This is a genomic window from Paramixta manurensis, from assembly GCF_013285385.1.
Lineage (GTDB): Bacteria > Pseudomonadota > Gammaproteobacteria > Enterobacterales > Enterobacteriaceae > Paramixta > Paramixta manurensis.
In genome coordinates this window covers 1,387,407-1,403,619 of sequence record NZ_CP054212.1, presented here as the reverse complement: position 1 = coordinate 1,403,619, position 16,213 = coordinate 1,387,407, and the positions used below count along the sequence as shown (strand labels likewise).

At 52.9% G+C, this 16,213-nt stretch carries 13 protein-coding genes; 5 read left to right on the top strand and 8 right to left on the bottom strand.

Going from position 1 to position 16,213, the window contains the following annotated elements; translation table 11 throughout:
* Positions 1-13 precede the first annotated feature (13 nt).
* Entirely contained in the window at positions 14-298 is a 285-nt protein-coding gene (locus PMPD1_RS06825) for a contact-dependent growth inhibition system immunity protein (RefSeq protein ID WP_173633328.1), read from the top strand.
* Positions 299-385: 87 nt separating this feature from the next.
* Here PMPD1_RS06825 and PMPD1_RS06820 read toward each other — a convergent pair whose 3' ends face one another.
* Positions 386-1,846, bottom strand: coding sequence for a YncE family protein (locus PMPD1_RS06820; protein ID WP_173633327.1), 1,461 nt, complete (start codon positions 1,844-1,846; stop codon positions 386-388).
* 42 nt (positions 1,847-1,888) lie between these two features.
* Positions 1,889-2,308 carry a DUF305 domain-containing protein gene (locus PMPD1_RS06815; protein WP_173633326.1) on the bottom strand — a complete coding sequence of 140 codons (420 nt, stop codon included), beginning with the start codon at positions 2,306-2,308 and terminating at the stop codon, positions 1,889-1,891.
* Between the two features lie 153 nt (positions 2,309-2,461).
* Between PMPD1_RS06815 and PMPD1_RS06810 the strand changes: the two genes are divergently transcribed.
* A complete protein-coding gene (locus PMPD1_RS06810; RefSeq protein WP_173633325.1) occupies positions 2,462-2,833 on the top strand; it encodes a COG4315 family predicted lipoprotein in 372 nt (123 codons plus the stop codon).
* 47 nt (positions 2,834-2,880) lie between these two features.
* Here PMPD1_RS06810 and PMPD1_RS06805 read toward each other — a convergent pair whose 3' ends face one another.
* On the bottom strand, positions 2,881-3,048 hold the full coding sequence (locus PMPD1_RS06805) for a hypothetical protein (RefSeq protein ID WP_173633324.1): 168 nt from the start codon (positions 3,046-3,048) through the stop codon (positions 2,881-2,883).
* 180 nt (positions 3,049-3,228) lie between these two features.
* On the opposite strand from PMPD1_RS06805, the gene PMPD1_RS06800 reads away from it, so the two are divergent.
* Positions 3,229-3,552, top strand: a complete 324-nt coding sequence (locus PMPD1_RS06800) for a hypothetical protein (protein ID WP_173633323.1) — start codon at positions 3,229-3,231, stop codon at positions 3,550-3,552.
* Positions 3,553-3,560: 8 nt separating this feature from the next.
* Here the strand turns inward: PMPD1_RS06800 and PMPD1_RS06795 are convergent, their stop codons facing one another.
* The 4 genes from PMPD1_RS06795 to hflK (PMPD1_RS06780) are packed head-to-tail and all read right to left on the bottom strand — an operon-like array spanning position 3,561 to position 9,535.
* Positions 3,561-5,468: a cation-translocating P-type ATPase gene (locus tag PMPD1_RS06795; RefSeq protein WP_435529714.1), complete on the bottom strand. Its 1,908-nt coding sequence runs from the start codon at positions 5,466-5,468 to the stop codon at positions 3,561-3,563.
* Between the two features lie 13 nt (positions 5,469-5,481).
* Complete coding sequence (hflK, locus tag PMPD1_RS06790) at positions 5,482-6,525, bottom strand: protease modulator HflK (RefSeq protein ID WP_173633322.1); 1,044 nt, start codon at positions 6,523-6,525, stop codon at positions 5,482-5,484.
* Positions 6,522-7,574 (bottom strand): protease modulator HflC, encoded by a 1,053-nt coding sequence (gene hflC / locus PMPD1_RS06785; RefSeq protein ID WP_173633321.1) that lies wholly within the window; start codon positions 7,572-7,574, stop codon positions 6,522-6,524. The genes hflK (PMPD1_RS06790) and hflC overlap by 4 nt, the downstream gene beginning before the upstream one ends.
* Positions 7,571-9,535 carry a protease modulator HflK gene (gene hflK, locus PMPD1_RS06780; protein ID WP_173633320.1) on the bottom strand — a complete coding sequence of 655 codons (1,965 nt, stop codon included), beginning with the start codon at positions 9,533-9,535 and terminating at the stop codon, positions 7,571-7,573. The genes hflC and hflK (PMPD1_RS06780) overlap by 4 nt, the downstream gene beginning before the upstream one ends.
* Before the next feature lie 677 nt (positions 9,536-10,212).
* Here hflK (PMPD1_RS06780) and PMPD1_RS06775 point away from each other — a divergent pair.
* The gene (locus tag PMPD1_RS06775; protein WP_173633319.1) at positions 10,213-10,893 is read left to right on the top strand and encodes an EAL domain-containing protein; all 681 of its coding nucleotides are present in this window, start codon (positions 10,213-10,215) and stop codon (positions 10,891-10,893) included.
* A gap of 146 nt (positions 10,894-11,039) precedes the next feature.
* Positions 11,040-14,588: an autotransporter domain-containing protein gene (locus PMPD1_RS06770; protein ID WP_173633318.1), complete on the top strand. Its 3,549-nt coding sequence runs from the start codon at positions 11,040-11,042 to the stop codon at positions 14,586-14,588.
* 7 nt (positions 14,589-14,595) lie between these two features.
* Here the strand turns inward: PMPD1_RS06770 and PMPD1_RS06765 are convergent, their stop codons facing one another.
* On the bottom strand, positions 14,596-15,588 hold the full coding sequence (locus tag PMPD1_RS06765) for an acyltransferase family protein (protein ID WP_173633317.1): 993 nt from the start codon (positions 15,586-15,588) through the stop codon (positions 14,596-14,598).
* Positions 15,589-16,213: the final 625 nt, after the last annotated feature.

Here is a 16,213-nt window from a genome sequence, read left to right as displayed (position 1 = left end):
CCGGAGGTGTAACATGCTCATCACGGGCGAAATAGATATCATGATAGGTGGAACGCTTAATCAGGATTTTGATTTTATTACCGGAGCTGACACAATGGATGGTGCCATTAGAGTGTATGTCTCTGAATTGAATGAAAAAGACAGGGGCACCTTAAAGCGGGAGATAACTCACTTTCTCAGCCTCAGTGATGAGGAAATTACAAAAGAATTTCGTGAGCGCTACCCTAATGAATTCGCACCTGAAGACGGCAAAGGCTTGCTTGAAGAAGTTCTTAAAGCAATAGCGGAAAATAAATAAACGATTTTAAATCAGCGTTTCGTAGCCAAAACGGTGATCCCTTGCCATTACCGGGGCGATGCTGCCACCGCCCCGGAAAGCAAATAATTACTTACTTTGTACCTGAACCGGCTTGCCATGTGACGCTGCGGTGCCCTGCACAATGGTCAAATAGCGCGTGGCCTGTGCATGCGAACGATCAACAATCTGGCGAATCGGCCCAACGGTGTTGACGATGGCCGCGCCCGCCGGGTTGGTCTTAAACTGCGCCAGCGGCTCCAGCTTACCGGAACCATCGGCATGAGCCGACAGCGCCAACACATAGTCCCCTTTCGGTTCCAAACCGGTTACCGACGCCTGCAGCACCTGAGTGATGCCCTGATCAAACAACGAAACGCTGGTTGGCGCCACGCCAGTATGACCTTTACCCGCCACGGCTTTCAACGTCAGGGTTAGCGCCTGTCCCGCCACACCCAAAGGTTCAAGATTAGCGTCGCCATTACCCTGCGGTACCGCATTCGGCACATAAGCAACCGCCTGCGGCGCCTGACCAATCGGCACATTGGCAATCACTTTGTAAGTCAGCGTATCAATCGCCGCCAGCTTATCGGCATTTTCCAGCCCGACATAAACCCGGCTACCATCGCCTGACGGCCAGATCCCATGCGGCAAATCACCGACCGGGATGGTTGCCACTTGAGAAAAGTCATCGGTACGGAACACTTTGACTTGGTTCAAACCGCCAACCGTCACCCAGGCAAAAGTGCCATGCGCGTTATGAACGATATTGACATGGTTAGTGATCGGCCCGGTATCCAGCGTTTTTAACAGCTTAAACGGCGGCGTCGCCTCAAATACCTGGGTTTTACCCACATCTTTTAGCGTAAACCATACCTGTTTACCGTCAGGCGTGGCGGAGATATTCGGGCAGAAAGGGCTGGCCTGCTGCACGCTGCCGATAATCTTGTGATCGGCAACGGAAATCACTTCGGTTTGTGGGTTAAACGAAGAGCAGACATAGCCATATTTCCCATCCGGAGAGAAGATTTGCATTCCAGGGCCAGCCGGAACCTTAATGCGGGTTTTCTCCTCGAAGGTTTGCGCATCGATCACCGACACATAATCTTCACCGCGCACCGTGACCCACACCTCTTTGCCATCCGGGGTGAAAAAGGCTTCATGCGGGGAACGGCCAACATAGGTGGTATGTTTTACCGCATTGGTGGCGGTATCAATAAACGTCACCGAGTTAGAGCCAATCGAAACCACCGCCAGCGTTTTATTGTCCGGCGAAAAACCCATTCCATGCACCAACACCTGGCCGCGATAAAGCGGGCTGAGGTTACCGGGTTGCGGATCGCCAAGGCGAATCACGCCGAGCAACTTATTGCTGGCCGGATCGGTCACCGATACGGTATTCGAAAACTGTTCTGCCGCATAAACACGGTCATGGTGGCTAAGCGGGAAATCTTGCGCCGCAGCGCCATACGGCGCTTGTCCTGCCCACACGCTCGCGCTGCCAAACGCGCACAAAAGGGCCAACAGGGTAAAACGAGAGGTTCTTTTCATTAACGTTATCCTTTTAAGGGTCGGGAGCTGTAAGTCTCTAAGTTAAGGGTTGGCATGATTAATTTGGTCTGGCGCAGGCGTGGAGGCGGGTAAGGCATCACCCAATGCCTGCCGCATAGCGGCGATTTCTTGCTGCTGCGTCACAATGATCTCCTGCGCAATGCGGCGCAACGGCACGTTATGCCCATAACGCAACTCTGATTGCGCCATCGCAATCGCGCCTTCATGGTGGGCAATCATCATGGTGACAAAATCACGGTCAACATCACCGCTGGCCTTGACCGACATTCCGGCCATCATTTGATCCATCGCCTGCTGGTTCTCCTGCATAAAGGCCGACTCGTTTTGCGCGGTTTGACGCGTATTTTGCGTGTGCTGCATGGCTTGATGCGCGCTGCCCGACAGGCTATAGCCGAGTAACAGCGTGCAGAGAGGCAAGGTATAACGAACAGAGGTACGCATAATTTCTCCGGCTTGCGTTTCAGGTTTCCCCCTATAAACGCCGGAGAAAGGGCTTTATTCCCTTTTGATAAAAAATTATTTTTTAGGGAATAAAAACCGCCGGTGAAGCGTTTATAGGGTGCAGTCGATACCTAAACAACCAAAGAGGCTTACATGAACAAAACCATCGCGACGGTACTGGCACTCTCGTTGAGCGCCCTGACGACCTCTGTCTACGCGGATAGTGTGAAAACGGGCGGCAAGATGCTGGCGGATCAGGCAGGCATGACGCTGTATACCTTTGATAACGATACGGCAGGCAGCGGTAAAAGCGTGTGTAATGATGCCTGCGCCAAATTATGGCCACCGGTGATTGCCGATGCAGGCGCGCAGCCACAGGGCGAGTTAACGTTGGTGAAACGGGATAGCGGTGAGCAACAATGGGCATGGAAAGGCAAACCGCTGTATCGGTTTGTCAAAGACGCTAAACCGGGTGAGATGAAAGGCGATAATGTGAAAGGTATTTGGCATGTCGTGATGCCATAAGCGGCATCAGCCGCCCGCGTTAATGGGCGGCAACCTCACACTCGCGGTCAGGAGGCAACCTCTTCCCACTCGCCTTCCGCGTTTTTCACCACTTCCACATACAGGCTGTCATGGCGGGCCGCGCCGCCCTCATCCTCCCAATCTTCAATGGTGTTTTCCCACTCTTCTAGCGACGCTACGCGTTTGGTTTGCACATTCATTAGGTAGGTTGTCATTGTTCACCTCAACGCTGCCAGGACAATTATTCAGACCAGTAAGTATAGAAGAAACCTCACTGCGTCGCGCGACGCTTGTTGTTAGCCGGTTCGCACGGTAACCTCGCACTCTGGTGTTATTAATTTACGCGTGTAATTACCACCAGGCACCCACTCAAACGTGACCAGGCAGGGGGAGTATTGATTAATCAGGTCTTTACATTGCGGTTATCGCGCTATGTCAGTGAAGCGTTACTACCGGATATCCGCGCCCTAATGCCGCCTGAGGCGATCCAGTTTTTTTCCAATGAGCTGGATGAACAGTGGCACTATACCCTGCTTTGCCAGCAGAGCGATCAGAACTGCGCGTTGGCCTTATCCGCCATCTTGGTTTGGCATCAGTTGGGGCGCATCCACACGCTACGTTACAGCAGCCCCGACCTCACTGCCGACGTTTCTTCCGCCGGGCAGGCGCAATTATTAGGTCTACTCAACACACCAGGCGCCGTATTGCATCTCTCCTGAGAGCGTGATTAGAGCGGTTCATCAAACCTCAGCAGACGCCCGGCATTTCCCAGCACCAACAGCGTACTGAGGTTATGGAGTAACGCCGCAATCAGCGCGCCTTCACTGCCCAGAACCCCAAGTGCGGCAGCGACCATAATCGCCAGCGTCCAGCCGAGCCCAATCAACACGTTAACTTGCAGCGTCTGGCGACAAGCGCGACTCAAACGAACGCATGTTCCCAGCCGACGTAAATCACTGCCAATCAGCACCACATCGGCAGAAGCCAACGCAATGTCACTGCCGCCAGCCCCCATCGCTACCCCCACCACGCCAGCTTTTAGCGCCAGAGAGTCATTAATCCCGTCGCCAACCACCATCGGGCGGAACCCACGATCAATCTCGGCTGAAACACGATGAAGTTTATCTTCCGGCAACGCCTGCGCGACCACGTCATCAATCGCCACTTCGCTGGCAATACGCTGCGCCACGCTTTGGCGGTCGCCAGTCAATAATAGCTGTCTCTTCAGTCCAAGCTGGCGCAAATCGCTTAACGCTTCACGCGCTTCATGGCGTAATGAATCCGCCAACAGTAACCAACCGAGAAAATGTCCATCCAGCGCCAGTCCCACCAACGGGCCATCGTGTTCCGGCTCTTCACTCATCGCAATGCCATGCTGGCTAAAAAAGGCCGGACGCCCCAACACCGCTTCGCCGTGTTCGGTACGTGCGCGCAGCCCCATTCCCTGTTGTTCATAGCTTTCGGTAAGCGGCAGATACGCTTCACGCGGCACCAGTTTCGCTAACGCCCGGCTTACCGGATGGCTACTGGCGGCGCCGAGGCTGGCCGCCAGCCGTAGCAGTTGATCCTGATGCTGGTCATTTTCCGTTACCAGACGCTGCAACCGTAATTCACCGTGCGTGAGCGTGCCGGTTTTATCCATCACCACGGTATTCAAATCAGCCAGTTCTTCAAGGAAGGCCGAGCTACGGATCAAAATGCCGTGCCGGGCGGCGACCGCAATACCGGAAATCGCCGTTGCCGGTGCCGACAGCACCAGCGCACAGGGGCAAGCGGCGACCAATACTGCCAGCATGGCATGCCCATCACGGGTGATAAACCACGTTGCGGCGGCAATCAGTAGAATGAGGATCAAGTAGCGTCCGGCATAGCGCTCCAGTAGACGCGTGATCGGCGGCTTGGCGTGCTCCGCTTTTTGCATCAGCGCAATCACTTTCCCTAACGTGGCGTCGGCCCCGGTGCGGGTAACTTCAATTTGTAGCAGCCCATCAAGATTGATCGCGCCGCCAAATACCTCGTCGCCAATCCCCGCTTCTTGCGGTACCGACTCGCCGGTAATCGGCGCGGTATCAAGGCTGGCGTTACCGCTGAGCACGCGCCCATCGGCTGGCACCCGATCGCCGGCGCGGATCTCTACCCGATCGCCGGCACGCAAGCGATGGTTATCAATCTCTTCAATCTCGCCATCAGCGCGAACACGGCGCGCACGGCTGCGGGTAAGCTGGCTTAACGCCTCAATCGCTTCTTGCGAGCCAATAACGCTACGCTCCTCCAGCACATGCCCAAAAATCATAATGCCGGGCAGCAGTGCCGCCGTCAGCAAATCGCCGGTCGCCCACGCGCACAGCATCGCCAGCGCGATCAACTGGTCAGTAACGCCGTGCAAATCCGGGTGCCGTAAACTGTAGAGCGCGGAACGGAGCACCGGAATGGCGACCAGCAATGCCGCAATACCAAACAAAATTTGCCCGGGTCCGGTCTGTTGCGGCAGTAGCCATTGCCATAGCAATCCCAACGCCAGCAACCCAAAGGCCGTCATGGCCAGCACTAACTGGAACGCCATATTGCGCTGCTCGTTGCGCGTTAACAGCGCGCCCTCAGATGTGGCAAAACGCGGTTCAGAAGAAGATGTCACCAATGCCAATTCCTCAGGGTTTTGGGGGTAAATGGTCTGGTCCTGGCAGGATCAGATGGCTGTCATCCCGCGGGTCAACGGCGGTGACGCTGCCTGCCCGGGCGAGGATCGGCGGCAACCGCTCACGCCACAAGCGCCAGAGTAATTCGGGGTCGTGATTATTGGCCAATTGTATAATCGCCGCCGTATCAGTCTGCGCACGCGCCACCTGTTCGCTGGCTTGCGCATGGGCAACTTGCAACGCGCGGTCGGCCGCCTGTACCGCTGCCTGACGATCGCGCGCGGCGGCATTGTTGGCGCTGGCGACATCTTGCTCCGCTTGTTGGCTGGCAGTCAGTACCGCATTAAACGCATCCACCGCGGTTAATGGCAAAGAAGACTGAACATCAACCCGTTGCACCTCAATTCCCAAACCGCTGCCGGTACTGGTCAATGAGGACAAGAGCTGATTGATACCCTGCCGTAGGTCGCCACGCAGGCGCTCACGTCGTTCTGCGATATGCGCGTCGTTACCGACCATTTCCGGGCGTGCCACCAAAATGGTATCCAGATCGCGCGAAGCGCAAACCGCGACGGCGGCACGCTCAGTCAAACGATCAAGGGCTGGCAGCACATGTTCGCCTTGCAAAACAAACGCCCGCGGATCGGTCACCACGTAATAGACCTGCACATCAAGCTGAACGACGCCAGCATCGCCGGTGAGCAAATAGCCCGCCCCGGCAACCGCATCACTATTGGTTTGCCCGGCATTCGGCCAGCGCGGCAAATTGCTCGCCCGCAATAACGCGGTAACGTGATGTTCAATCACGCGATCAGCGGCAGGCAACAAGGTGACTTGTTCAACCGGATCTGGCCATGCGAGCAGTAACCCGGCATTGGCGGTACGCGTAATCGCGCCAAAACGCATCACCACCGCCCGGCTATCCGGTTCTATCTGCCGCACATTGGAGAACAACCAAACGCCTGCGGCAATCAGTGTCATAGCAAACAACGCAAAAAACGTTAAGCGCCCGGCCTGAAACCACGGATTCCCCTGCAAGCGCGTTAGCGGATTCATGGTTTGGCTCCATTCACCGCTGGCGGCAGCGTTGGCGGCCCCTCAACCAGTTGACGGAACGGCGCGGCATCGGTACGCAACACCAACTGGGTACTTGGGTTAATCACCGCACTCAGCGTGTCCAGCGAACGTAACAGGTTATACAACGCAGGGTTGCTGGCCCATGCTTTACCGTAAATATCCGCGCTTTCCACTTGTGCCTGCGCTTCAATATCGGCGGCTTTTACCGTAGCGTCGGCCCGCATCACGCGCGCATCACGCTCTGCGGCTGAACGAATTTCCGCCGCCTGGCGTTTACCTTCCGCCGCGCGCTCGGTGGCGATGGTTTCGCGCTCCGCCCGCATCCGGTCAACCGTGGCATTAAGCGTCACGGCGGGTAATGTCAGGCGCTCAATACCCACCTGTACCAGCCGAATACCGTAACTATCCAATAATTGGCGAGCAACCTGATCGTGCAGATGACGCTCGAATTCAGCCAGGCGAATACGGCTGGCATCGGTATTAACCAAATCCGCCAGGGCAAATCCGCTGGTGGTGGTTTCCAGCGCCGACCCAATAAAAGTACGTATTTGGTCGGCGGCCATATCCGGCTGGTTTTGTACCGCGCGAATAAAGCGCTGCACATGCTGCGGATCGTTTTGAACCTGCCAAACGGTATACGCCTGTACAATAACGCGTAGCCCGTCACGGGTTCCCACATCTTGCAAACCGCTCGACGTGGTACGAATACGCAAGTCCACCGGGATTGCACTCTCCAGCGGCACCGGCCAATGCCACGCCAGCCCGGGTTGTAATAACACCCGCACCGGGTTACCAAACCGGGTAATCACTACCGCTTCACCGGAACGAACCTGCACCAAACAGGCGGTCGCGATAATCAACAGCGCCAGTAATAAGGCCAGCCCGACACGGCGCCACAGGCCAGCCTTCGCCGGGCCAGAAGGATGGTGGTGGTGATGATGATGATGGTGATGCCCGGAAGCCGGAGGGTGAACATGCCCTTCATCATGAGCATGCTCGTCACTGCCTGGGTGTTGCAAATCACTCACCGTGTTTTCTCCGTTTTAACCGACCGCGCCGTCGACTCCGCCCCAGGGGTAAATGGCAAAGTAAGACTGCGTAAATCCAGTACCGGCGGGGTTTCTCCTCCCAACCGATGATCGATAATCAGCATACCTGCATGCTGATGCGCCGCCAGCGTTAACTGGCTAAAGTAGCGTTCGGTCAGGAAAGATTGTCCGCCGACTTGAAAAGCTTGATTCTCTGCATTAAACCGCAGCGCGGTAACCTGCGCCCGATCATGATTCTCACTACTCTGCGCATGCGCTTCATCAAACGCCTGGCTGGCAAACTGCTGTGCGGCATTGAGCTGCACCGCCGCCTGCCCTTTCTCGCCAGCGATGGCGGTTTGCGCCTGAATCTGCGCCGCTTGCACCGCATGGTAAGCATCGGCTGCGCCCGCCGGTGGGTGAATAGATTCAATCACCGTTGCCAGTAGTTCTACGCCGCTGTCTAATTGGTTAAGCCGGTTTTGCACCTCGCGGCCAATATTGGCGGCCAGTTGGCTTTGCTCCTCGCCGAGCAGGCTGTCCAGAGTACGCGTAGCAAAATCATGCACTAACACCTGGTTGGCGATACTGCGAATTAAGAGGGGAACATTCTCGGTATGATAATGGGCCGCCAGCGCCGCCTTATCGCTCAGCCCAATCCGATAGACAAAGCGCACATCCATATTCATGATCTGAAAGCTTTGCCGGTCACCACTGGCGCTGGCGATAATCTGCGACTTATCGCCAATATGGCTGACATCCCACAAACGGTTGGCGCTAACCGGCGCCGCGCCTTCCGCTGTCGCAATCGGTGCGGCGGCAGCGGCAGTTGAGACCGGCTCTTCAGCGCCGGTGGTCAATTCATGTACTTCGCCATTCTCCACCGCTTGTACCCGACCAAACGGCCAGGGTAGACCAATATGTAACCCCGGCTGTCTCACCGCCACCGGCTTACCGAAATACTCGTAAATGCCACGTTGCGTTAGCGGTACTTGATTTAACCCGGTCAGTAGCCAGCCTACCAGCAGCAGAAAAGCCGCCAGCGGTAGTATGGCGCGGCGCATAAAATGAAAGGCCCATATCTGACGTAAATCAATACCAAACCGCTGATGCAGTTCGTTATGCATGAACTGGAACGGACGCGGCGGCCAGCTGAGTTGCGATGCCAGCAGGCTGGCGGCAATAAACGCCGGCTCCTCATCGGCGCGCGGCGGCGAGAATACCGCGATCAGCGCCCGTAATAGCAGCTCCAGCGCCACCAGTCCCGGGACAATGCCGCCAAGTATCAGCAGATGCGCTGGCCAAACCGCAGCGCCCCTGGCGAACATCAAACTGAGCGCGTCAAGCAACAAGACCAGGATAACCATTCTGGCTAGCGGCGCGAGTTTGATCGCCTCCGGCCATTCATCGTTTTTTTTCAGCGCCCAGTGCCGCTCAAGCACCAGGAAACCAAAGGCGAAGAACACCAGTATCGCCCCAATCAGGTAGCCCCCTTTGCCGTTATCGTTCGCCGGGAGCGGTAGCGCCCATACCATGCCAATCAGGTAGAGCGCGGCTAATGCCGGTAACGCCTGATAAAGCACATGTGAGCCAAGATAACTGACCGTCTGGCGCAGCCAAAGCGGCGGCGTTAAACGTTGGAAAAAAGCGGGGGGAGCAGCAGCCACCGACGCGTCTTCGGTAAGCGGTTCAAAGGCGCGTTGACGCCAACGCGCTACCCGCCTCGCTCCCTGCAAAGAGACCGCAAACACCCACAATGTGGCGGTGAGATTGCCGGTTAACGGTAGCCATAACGACTCAGGCGCCAGCCAATACAACAGCAACGCAATCGGCAGCAACGTCATACTGGCGATGACGATGCCGTTAAATAGCCAGGAAAGCCAACGGATGTGAGTTGAAGCTAACTGAAAGCGAGGAGACTGACCGATAACATCAACTCCGGAAGCCTTGGTTAAACGCATGTACGCTCCGGCAAGGAGGAAAAAAGTCCGTCGCGCAGACGGCAGCCCTTAAATTAACGGATGTAACTTTATAACATTTATTTTCATTGACAATATGACATCGGTTTTTTTTTGCCACTAATTGTAAGCGAGTTATTTTGGTTTCATCACTCAGATAGCGCTTCAACAACCTGCAGCAGTTATTTATCAACTCACTTTCTCACTTGCGTCAAACCGCTAACGTTTCTGCTTCCCTCCTCAATACTGCTTATGTTTTTCGGCCTAAAATCATTAAATAAACTAATTATAAAGCCTGATCATCATCACAAAGCTAAATCTCCCGCCAAGCGTGAAGAATTTCATACACATTTCTTTTACCTTATTGAAATATTTAATAAATATGATCATTTTCAGTAAGTTAAATGCATTTACTTTATAAAAATGATAATACACAAAAACAATCAAATAAGATTAATCTTATATTTGATCGTTTGTAACGATCAATAAAACATTTATTGATAGACTTAAACTATCAATTGACATGAAAATGATCGATATAAACGATTTCCATTGATTAGCGTTACCACATAAAGTGAAGGCGCAACTAAGAATTATCCTAACAAAGACACATCAACCCGATCAGAAAGCCGGATTGCTATATCGGCGCTTTAACTTTCAAGCGTTAAACGGACAATATTATGCCTAACCCTGAATATGATTATCAATTTGTCCTGGAGCCGATATATACGCCTGGCAATACACTTTTTGCTTATGAGTTATTAACTAAATTCACCACACCAGGGAAATTTCCTTTTACCCCACAGCAGGACAATACTTTCTTTCAGCTTACTCAGGCACAAAAGATTACTCTGTTTGAACAGCAACTCCATATTGCACTCAAACTTTCATCTCAGCAGAGAGGCGTTCCGTTAATTTCGCTCAATGTCGATAAAGACTTAATTGATTATCTGCTTTCGAACAATGCCATTCTCAGCGTACTTAAGCCGTTACGCGGTCTCCGTCTTGAGGTCGCTGAAACCTTTACCTTTTCCACAAGCAGCGCGGAACTCACCCAACTGGCGCACTATTGCCCTTTGTGGCTCGATGATTTTGGTGCCGGCAATACCAACCTTACCGTGGCGTTTGATGGGAACTTTGAATATATAAAAATAGATAAAAGCTTTTTCTGGAAATACGGCAGCGGTAATGCCTTTAGAGATGTGATTACGCATCTACATCCTCACTGCGCGGGGATTATCGTTGAAGGGATAGAAAATGAAGCGCATCGAAAAATCACCGAGTCACTCCATATCGGCGGATTACAGGGAAGAATGTGGCCTTCCACGCCAATTACTAATGGACTAAATAGCGTTCATTAATTCCCTCATTATTTAAATACCCAAAAACCGATATAACAGTTCCAATTAACACAATAAAAAACCACCCCAGGCATTATATTTTTTCGCTCGCGCCTGGAAGATTCTAATTAAAATCCGTTACTCCTTCTCTATTGAGGAAACATCACATGGCGATAATAAAAACCACCTTGCCTTTACGCTCCTCCTCCGGGAAAACACTCTCGCTTTACACCACACTGCTGTTGACTCAAGTCGGTTTACCCGGTTATGCGCTGGCCGCCTCGCAAGAAGCGGTCCCTGCCGATAACGGCGTGGTCGCCGGGCGGAATACCACCCGAGAGGTGTCTAATCGCCGTATCGCAACCGTTAGCGATCGCGCCTATGCTTTACTCGCCGATTCTACCCGCCCTCCCGCCGACCCTGATGCGCCGGATAATGGCGATCCCACTCAGATTTTTGCCAATGCGGATACGCTAGTAACGCAAGGTGACTGGGCGTTTGGCGCACTGGCGCAAAAGGGAGGAATGATTACGCTGAATGGCGGCTCAGTTGAAACCAGCGGTGAGCGCGCTTATGGCTTACTGGCCGGTAGCACGGGCTCGATCACCAGCAGCGCAGATATTCTTACTCATGGCGATAACGGTATTGGCGTGCAGGCGGGCGATAATCCCGGTGCGCATGACGCCGATGTCACGCTACTGTCCGGCAGTGAAATCACCACAGAAGGTAATGACGCCTATGGGTTGCACACTGTGTATAGCGGGCAGATTGTCGGCTCTGCAGATATCACTACCTCTGGCACTAATAGCTTTGGCGCCTTCGCCGAAAGCGATTCAACTATCGATCTAAACAACAGCCATATCACCACTCAAGGAACCCAGGCGGCGGGTATTCTGGCGAATAATGATGCACAAAGCGTCGGTGGCCAGGTGAATTTGGCCCACAGCACCATCACCACCAGCGGCGATTATGCGCCTGCCGTAGAGGCCGATGCGGGCAGTGCGATTATATTGAAAGATGTCGCGATTCGTACCAATGGCTTATACGGTTTTGGCGTAGCGGCAACCTCTAACTCGAACGTCAACTTTCAGGGTGGCTCGATTCTCACCGCCAATGACAAAGGCCAGGGAGTGCAGGATGGCGATGGCTCACGCGCCTATGCGCTCTATGCCCAGGATGCCGGAACCCTCCTTAACGCTAACCAATTACAGATCCATACTCTCGGTCAGCGTGCCTATGGCGCCTATGCAATTAGCGGTGCCACCCTCGATCTGCAAAATAGTACGGTACAGACCGAAGGATTTATGGGCTACGGATTGTATGCCTCAGGCGAGGGAACGGTGTTAAACGCCAACAATGTCAATGTCGTGACCACCGGCGATGTGGGAGATGCGATATGGGCGTATGACAAGGCAACCGTTAATTTGGATAGCGCTACGTTACATGTTTATGGCGGTGCCAATGCTAATCAAAGCGCAACCGGCGGCGAAAGCGCCAATGGAATGACGGCGGTGGGTAGCGGCACGATCAATGCCAATCACGTCAGTATAATCACCGAGGGTGACAATAGCGTCGGCGCCCTTGCAGGCGGCAATGTCGGCGGTGACGATACGGCGGGAAATATTTTGCTCACCAATAGTCGCATTCAGGTAAACGGTGAAAACGCGGTGGCGGCACAGGTTAATACCGGCAGCACATTAACCGTGCAGAATTCGGTATTAAACGCGGCAAAAGGCGCAGGCATTGCCTTGAATGACGATGCGATAGTAAACCTGAGTAACAGCTCCGTAGCGGCGAGTCAGCAAACCTTCCTTTCTACCTTAACCACCGATGAGGCTAGCCAAACCATTACGCTTGGCGCCGGAACGGTTGCGACGCAAAACAATGGCACGCTACTGCAAGTTAATCGTCAGGACGGCGCGGGCGGCACTGTCGCGCTCACGTTGGGCGCGGGTTCCGTTACCCACGGCGATATTATTGATACCGATAAGCATAACGCAGGCGGTACTGACGTTACGCTGGCGCAAGGTGCCAGTTGGAGCGGGCTGATGCGCGGTGTTCGCAATTTTATATCTCAACAATCCAGCCAGGTAACCTTTACCGATCAAGCGGATATCGAAGGCGATTTGAGCGGCAGCGGGTCAACCTATCGTTTTAGCGACGCGGGCGGCACTATCGGCGGAAATGTTTTGCTGGAACACGGTTCTTCAACCCATGGCGGTACTATCGCAACGCCGATTATGGTGAAGGGGAATGTCAGTATTGACCCGACCTCCTCATTTGGCGGTAACTGGAATATTGAGGGCGATGTCACCAACAGCGGCACGCTTACTCCGGGCAACTCTATCGGACGAGTGAACGTGGGGGGATCGCTCAATCTGGCGTCGGGTTCGGTCTACGTGGCAGAAGTTGACGATCAGGGGAATGCCGATCGCATTAACGTGACAGGTAACGCGCAGCTAAACGGTACGGTGGAAGCCACGCCGTACAGTGGAATGAAGTTAAATACCGCCTACACGATTCTGACCGCGACCGGCGGCTTGAATAATAGCCGGTTCGATAACGTCACCATGAACGGTGATTATGCTTTTATTTCACCGGTCCTCGCTTATGACAATAATGCGGTAAGGTTAACGATTGATCGAAATAGTGTCGCGTACGCTGATGTTGCCCAAACCGACAATCAGCGCCGGGTCGCTTCCGTGCTGGATGCGTTGCCGGTAACCAGCACCCTTGGCAACACGCTGGCGCTCTCTTCAGTCAACACGGCGCGAACCGCCTTTAACCAGCTTGCCGGTGAAATCCATGCTTCGCTAAAAAATGCGCTATTAGCCGATACCCTTCCGTTACGCGATGCGGTGACCGACCATCTTAGCCAACTGCCCGCCACGCAAAACGGCGGCGTGTGGATGCAGGGCTATGGCGCCAGCGCGGGAACCGCCGATGCTGGTGGAATCGCAGGTCTGCATCACTCCGGCGGCGGCGTACTGTTGGGGACTGATATAAATCTGGCGAATAAAGGTTATATCGGGCTGTTAACCGGTTATGGCAGTACCCATTTTGATACTGGCTCGCGTAATGAGTCAGGCAGTAGCCGTAATTACCATTTAGGGCTCTATGGCGGTAGCCATTGGGGAAACCTGGCGTTACAGGCAGGGATAATCAATAGCTGGAACGACATTACCACTGACCGTTATCTTGGGTTCGATGGTTTATCTGAACATTTGACTGGCGATTATGATGCTCGCACGCTACAAACTTTCGCTGAGGTAGGCTACCGCTTGCAGGCAGATGCGATAGCACTGGAGCCTTTCGCCAATCTGACACACGCAACCTTACATACCGATGCGTTTAGCGAGAACGGCGGAGTTGGCGCGCTGTCAGCCGATAAACAGAATATGGACACCACCTGGTCGACGCTGGGTTTAAAAGCGGGCGGCAATGTGATGCTCGGAAAAGTGGCTTTGCAGCTTTCGGCGAAGGCTGGTTGGCAGCACGCCTGGCAAGATACCACGCCGTGGTCCACCCTCTCACTGGATAATAGTGAAGCGTTTAAGGTTGAGGGCACCCATTTGGCAAAAGATACCGCTGTATTAGAGGCGGGCGTCGGCACCGACCTTTCACAGGCGGTAAGCGTTGGTGTAGCCTGGGCCGGTCAGTTTAGCGATGACACCCATAATAATGTCATTAACGCTTCACTGAAGGTGAGGTTCTAAGCAGCAGCTAAGCAAACTCTTTCTCTTTAACCAATAGCGACTGACAGGCATTGATTACCCGTGCCGTGCCGCGGGTGACCAGGCGAGAAGAGAGGAACGCGCTTAGTGCGAGAGTGAGCAGTAGCGCCAGTGCAATAACCTTGCTGGCGCTCCACTCTTGCGCCGCCAGCCACGGCCAAATTAAATATTTCACCACCAGCCCATGCAGCAAATAAACATACAGCGAGTTACTGCCTGGTTTACTCAAAAGGGTGATTTTCGACGCCAGAATGGCAAAAGCGAACAACGCCAACATCGCTGCCGGGTAATAACACAGCCGCAATAGGGCACCATTTTCACCGGAATACCCCAGCGCGGGGAATGGCGCAGAACCATATAGCATTGCGCGGTCGAAAGGTAGGTTGAGCGAAAACAACCCCAGTAGCGTTAAAGCCGCGCCCAGGCACCAAGTCGGTTTAATCTCAATATCATAAAAGGCATTTTTATATTTCCCCAACATCGCGCCGAGAATATAAAAGGGGAAAAACACCACGGTTCGCAACAGGCTCAAGGTGTAGCCATTAATATCGAATAGCGAAATAGCTACCGATAAGATTATCAGTAAAGGTAATACGAAGCGTATTTTTAAAAATAACGGTGTGAATACCCGCCAAAGTAATAAACTAAACAGAAACCATAAAATCCAATTAGGGGACAGCGATTTTAGGTAGGAGGAGAACTCGCCAGAGGCGATACGGTCAGAGGCTTCATACAGGGTACTAAAAATAATAAACGGCACCACCACCGTTTTCAGTAACGAACTATATTTCAGTGGCTTATCCGGGTTAGATAAGTAGCCTGAGACTAAAACAAATGCCGGAATATGAAAGAGGTAGATAAAGTTATAAATACGACTTAGCACTGGCATATAATCCAGCATCGGTTCGATGAGATGCCCAAAGATAACCAGAAGAATTAAGCCGCCTTTAATATTATCTACTCTTACATCCCTTTCTGACATAACACTTTTTACCCTCTTGATGCACAGACCTGAATTAAGGGTAGCCAAAAAAGGCGTATAATGCACCCTCTTGCGGCAGTGTCCCAGCGGTTTTCCTCCTCGCCTGTACTGACAGGGTTAATAATCACCCACGTAATAATAGTGTATGATCAAGGTGTTTACCGATGTGGCATCATTACCGCTTCCGCCGGTCAGAAAAATCTTAATCTCCAACATAACGAAACCGACACTATAATAATCCTACTCCGCTAACTGATTTTTAGTATATTTACCTCAACGATGCGTTTTTTGGTGGTTATTTTATAGTTACTCACAATAATATCTCCAGATAATTATTTGAGGGTGAGTAAAAAGACAAAAGCCACTAATTAATAAGTATTACGTATTGACGTTATAATTATCATTACCAGAAAAAACACTGCCAAAAAATAAATAACCATGCTACTCTTCCTTCTGTAGAAATATCACTTCAAGGATGAAGGTAAATATATGGTTAACCTCTATACTCAAGCGGATAGTACAAATTAAACGCGTCTCCAGTGGCACATCGCCTGAATGTTGGTTTTTCAGATTTCAGCAACCGCCGGAGTCTCAGCCTCTGTTAAGGTCAACGGCGTTCCGGCCA

Excerpts from the sequence above, each read along its gene's own strand:
- PMPD1_RS06775 (WP_173633319.1), top strand. The coding sequence starts at position 10,213 with ATGCCTAACCCTGAATATGATTATCAATTTGTCCTGGAGCCGATATAT.
- PMPD1_RS06825 (WP_173633328.1), top strand. The coding sequence starts at position 14 with ATGCTCATCACGGGCGAAATAGATATCATGATAGGTGGAACGCTTAAT.
- PMPD1_RS06805 (WP_173633324.1), bottom strand. The coding sequence starts at position 3,048 with ATGACAACCTACCTAATGAATGTGCAAACCAAACGCGTAGCGTCGCTA.
- PMPD1_RS06815 (WP_173633326.1), bottom strand. The coding sequence starts at position 2,308 with ATGCGTACCTCTGTTCGTTATACCTTGCCTCTCTGCACGCTGTTACTC.
- PMPD1_RS06810 (WP_173633325.1), top strand. The coding sequence starts at position 2,462 with ATGAACAAAACCATCGCGACGGTACTGGCACTCTCGTTGAGCGCCCTG.
- PMPD1_RS06770 (WP_173633318.1), top strand. The coding sequence starts at position 11,040 with ATGGCGATAATAAAAACCACCTTGCCTTTACGCTCCTCCTCCGGGAAA.
- PMPD1_RS06820 (WP_173633327.1), bottom strand. The coding sequence starts at position 1,846 with ATGAAAAGAACCTCTCGTTTTACCCTGTTGGCCCTTTTGTGCGCGTTT.
- hflK (WP_173633320.1), bottom strand. The coding sequence starts at position 9,535 with ATGCGTTTAACCAAGGCTTCCGGAGTTGATGTTATCGGTCAGTCTCCT.
- PMPD1_RS06765 (WP_173633317.1), bottom strand. The coding sequence starts at position 15,588 with ATGTCAGAAAGGGATGTAAGAGTAGATAATATTAAAGGCGGCTTAATT.
- hflK (WP_173633322.1), bottom strand. The coding sequence starts at position 6,525 with ATGAATCCGCTAACGCGCTTGCAGGGGAATCCGTGGTTTCAGGCCGGG.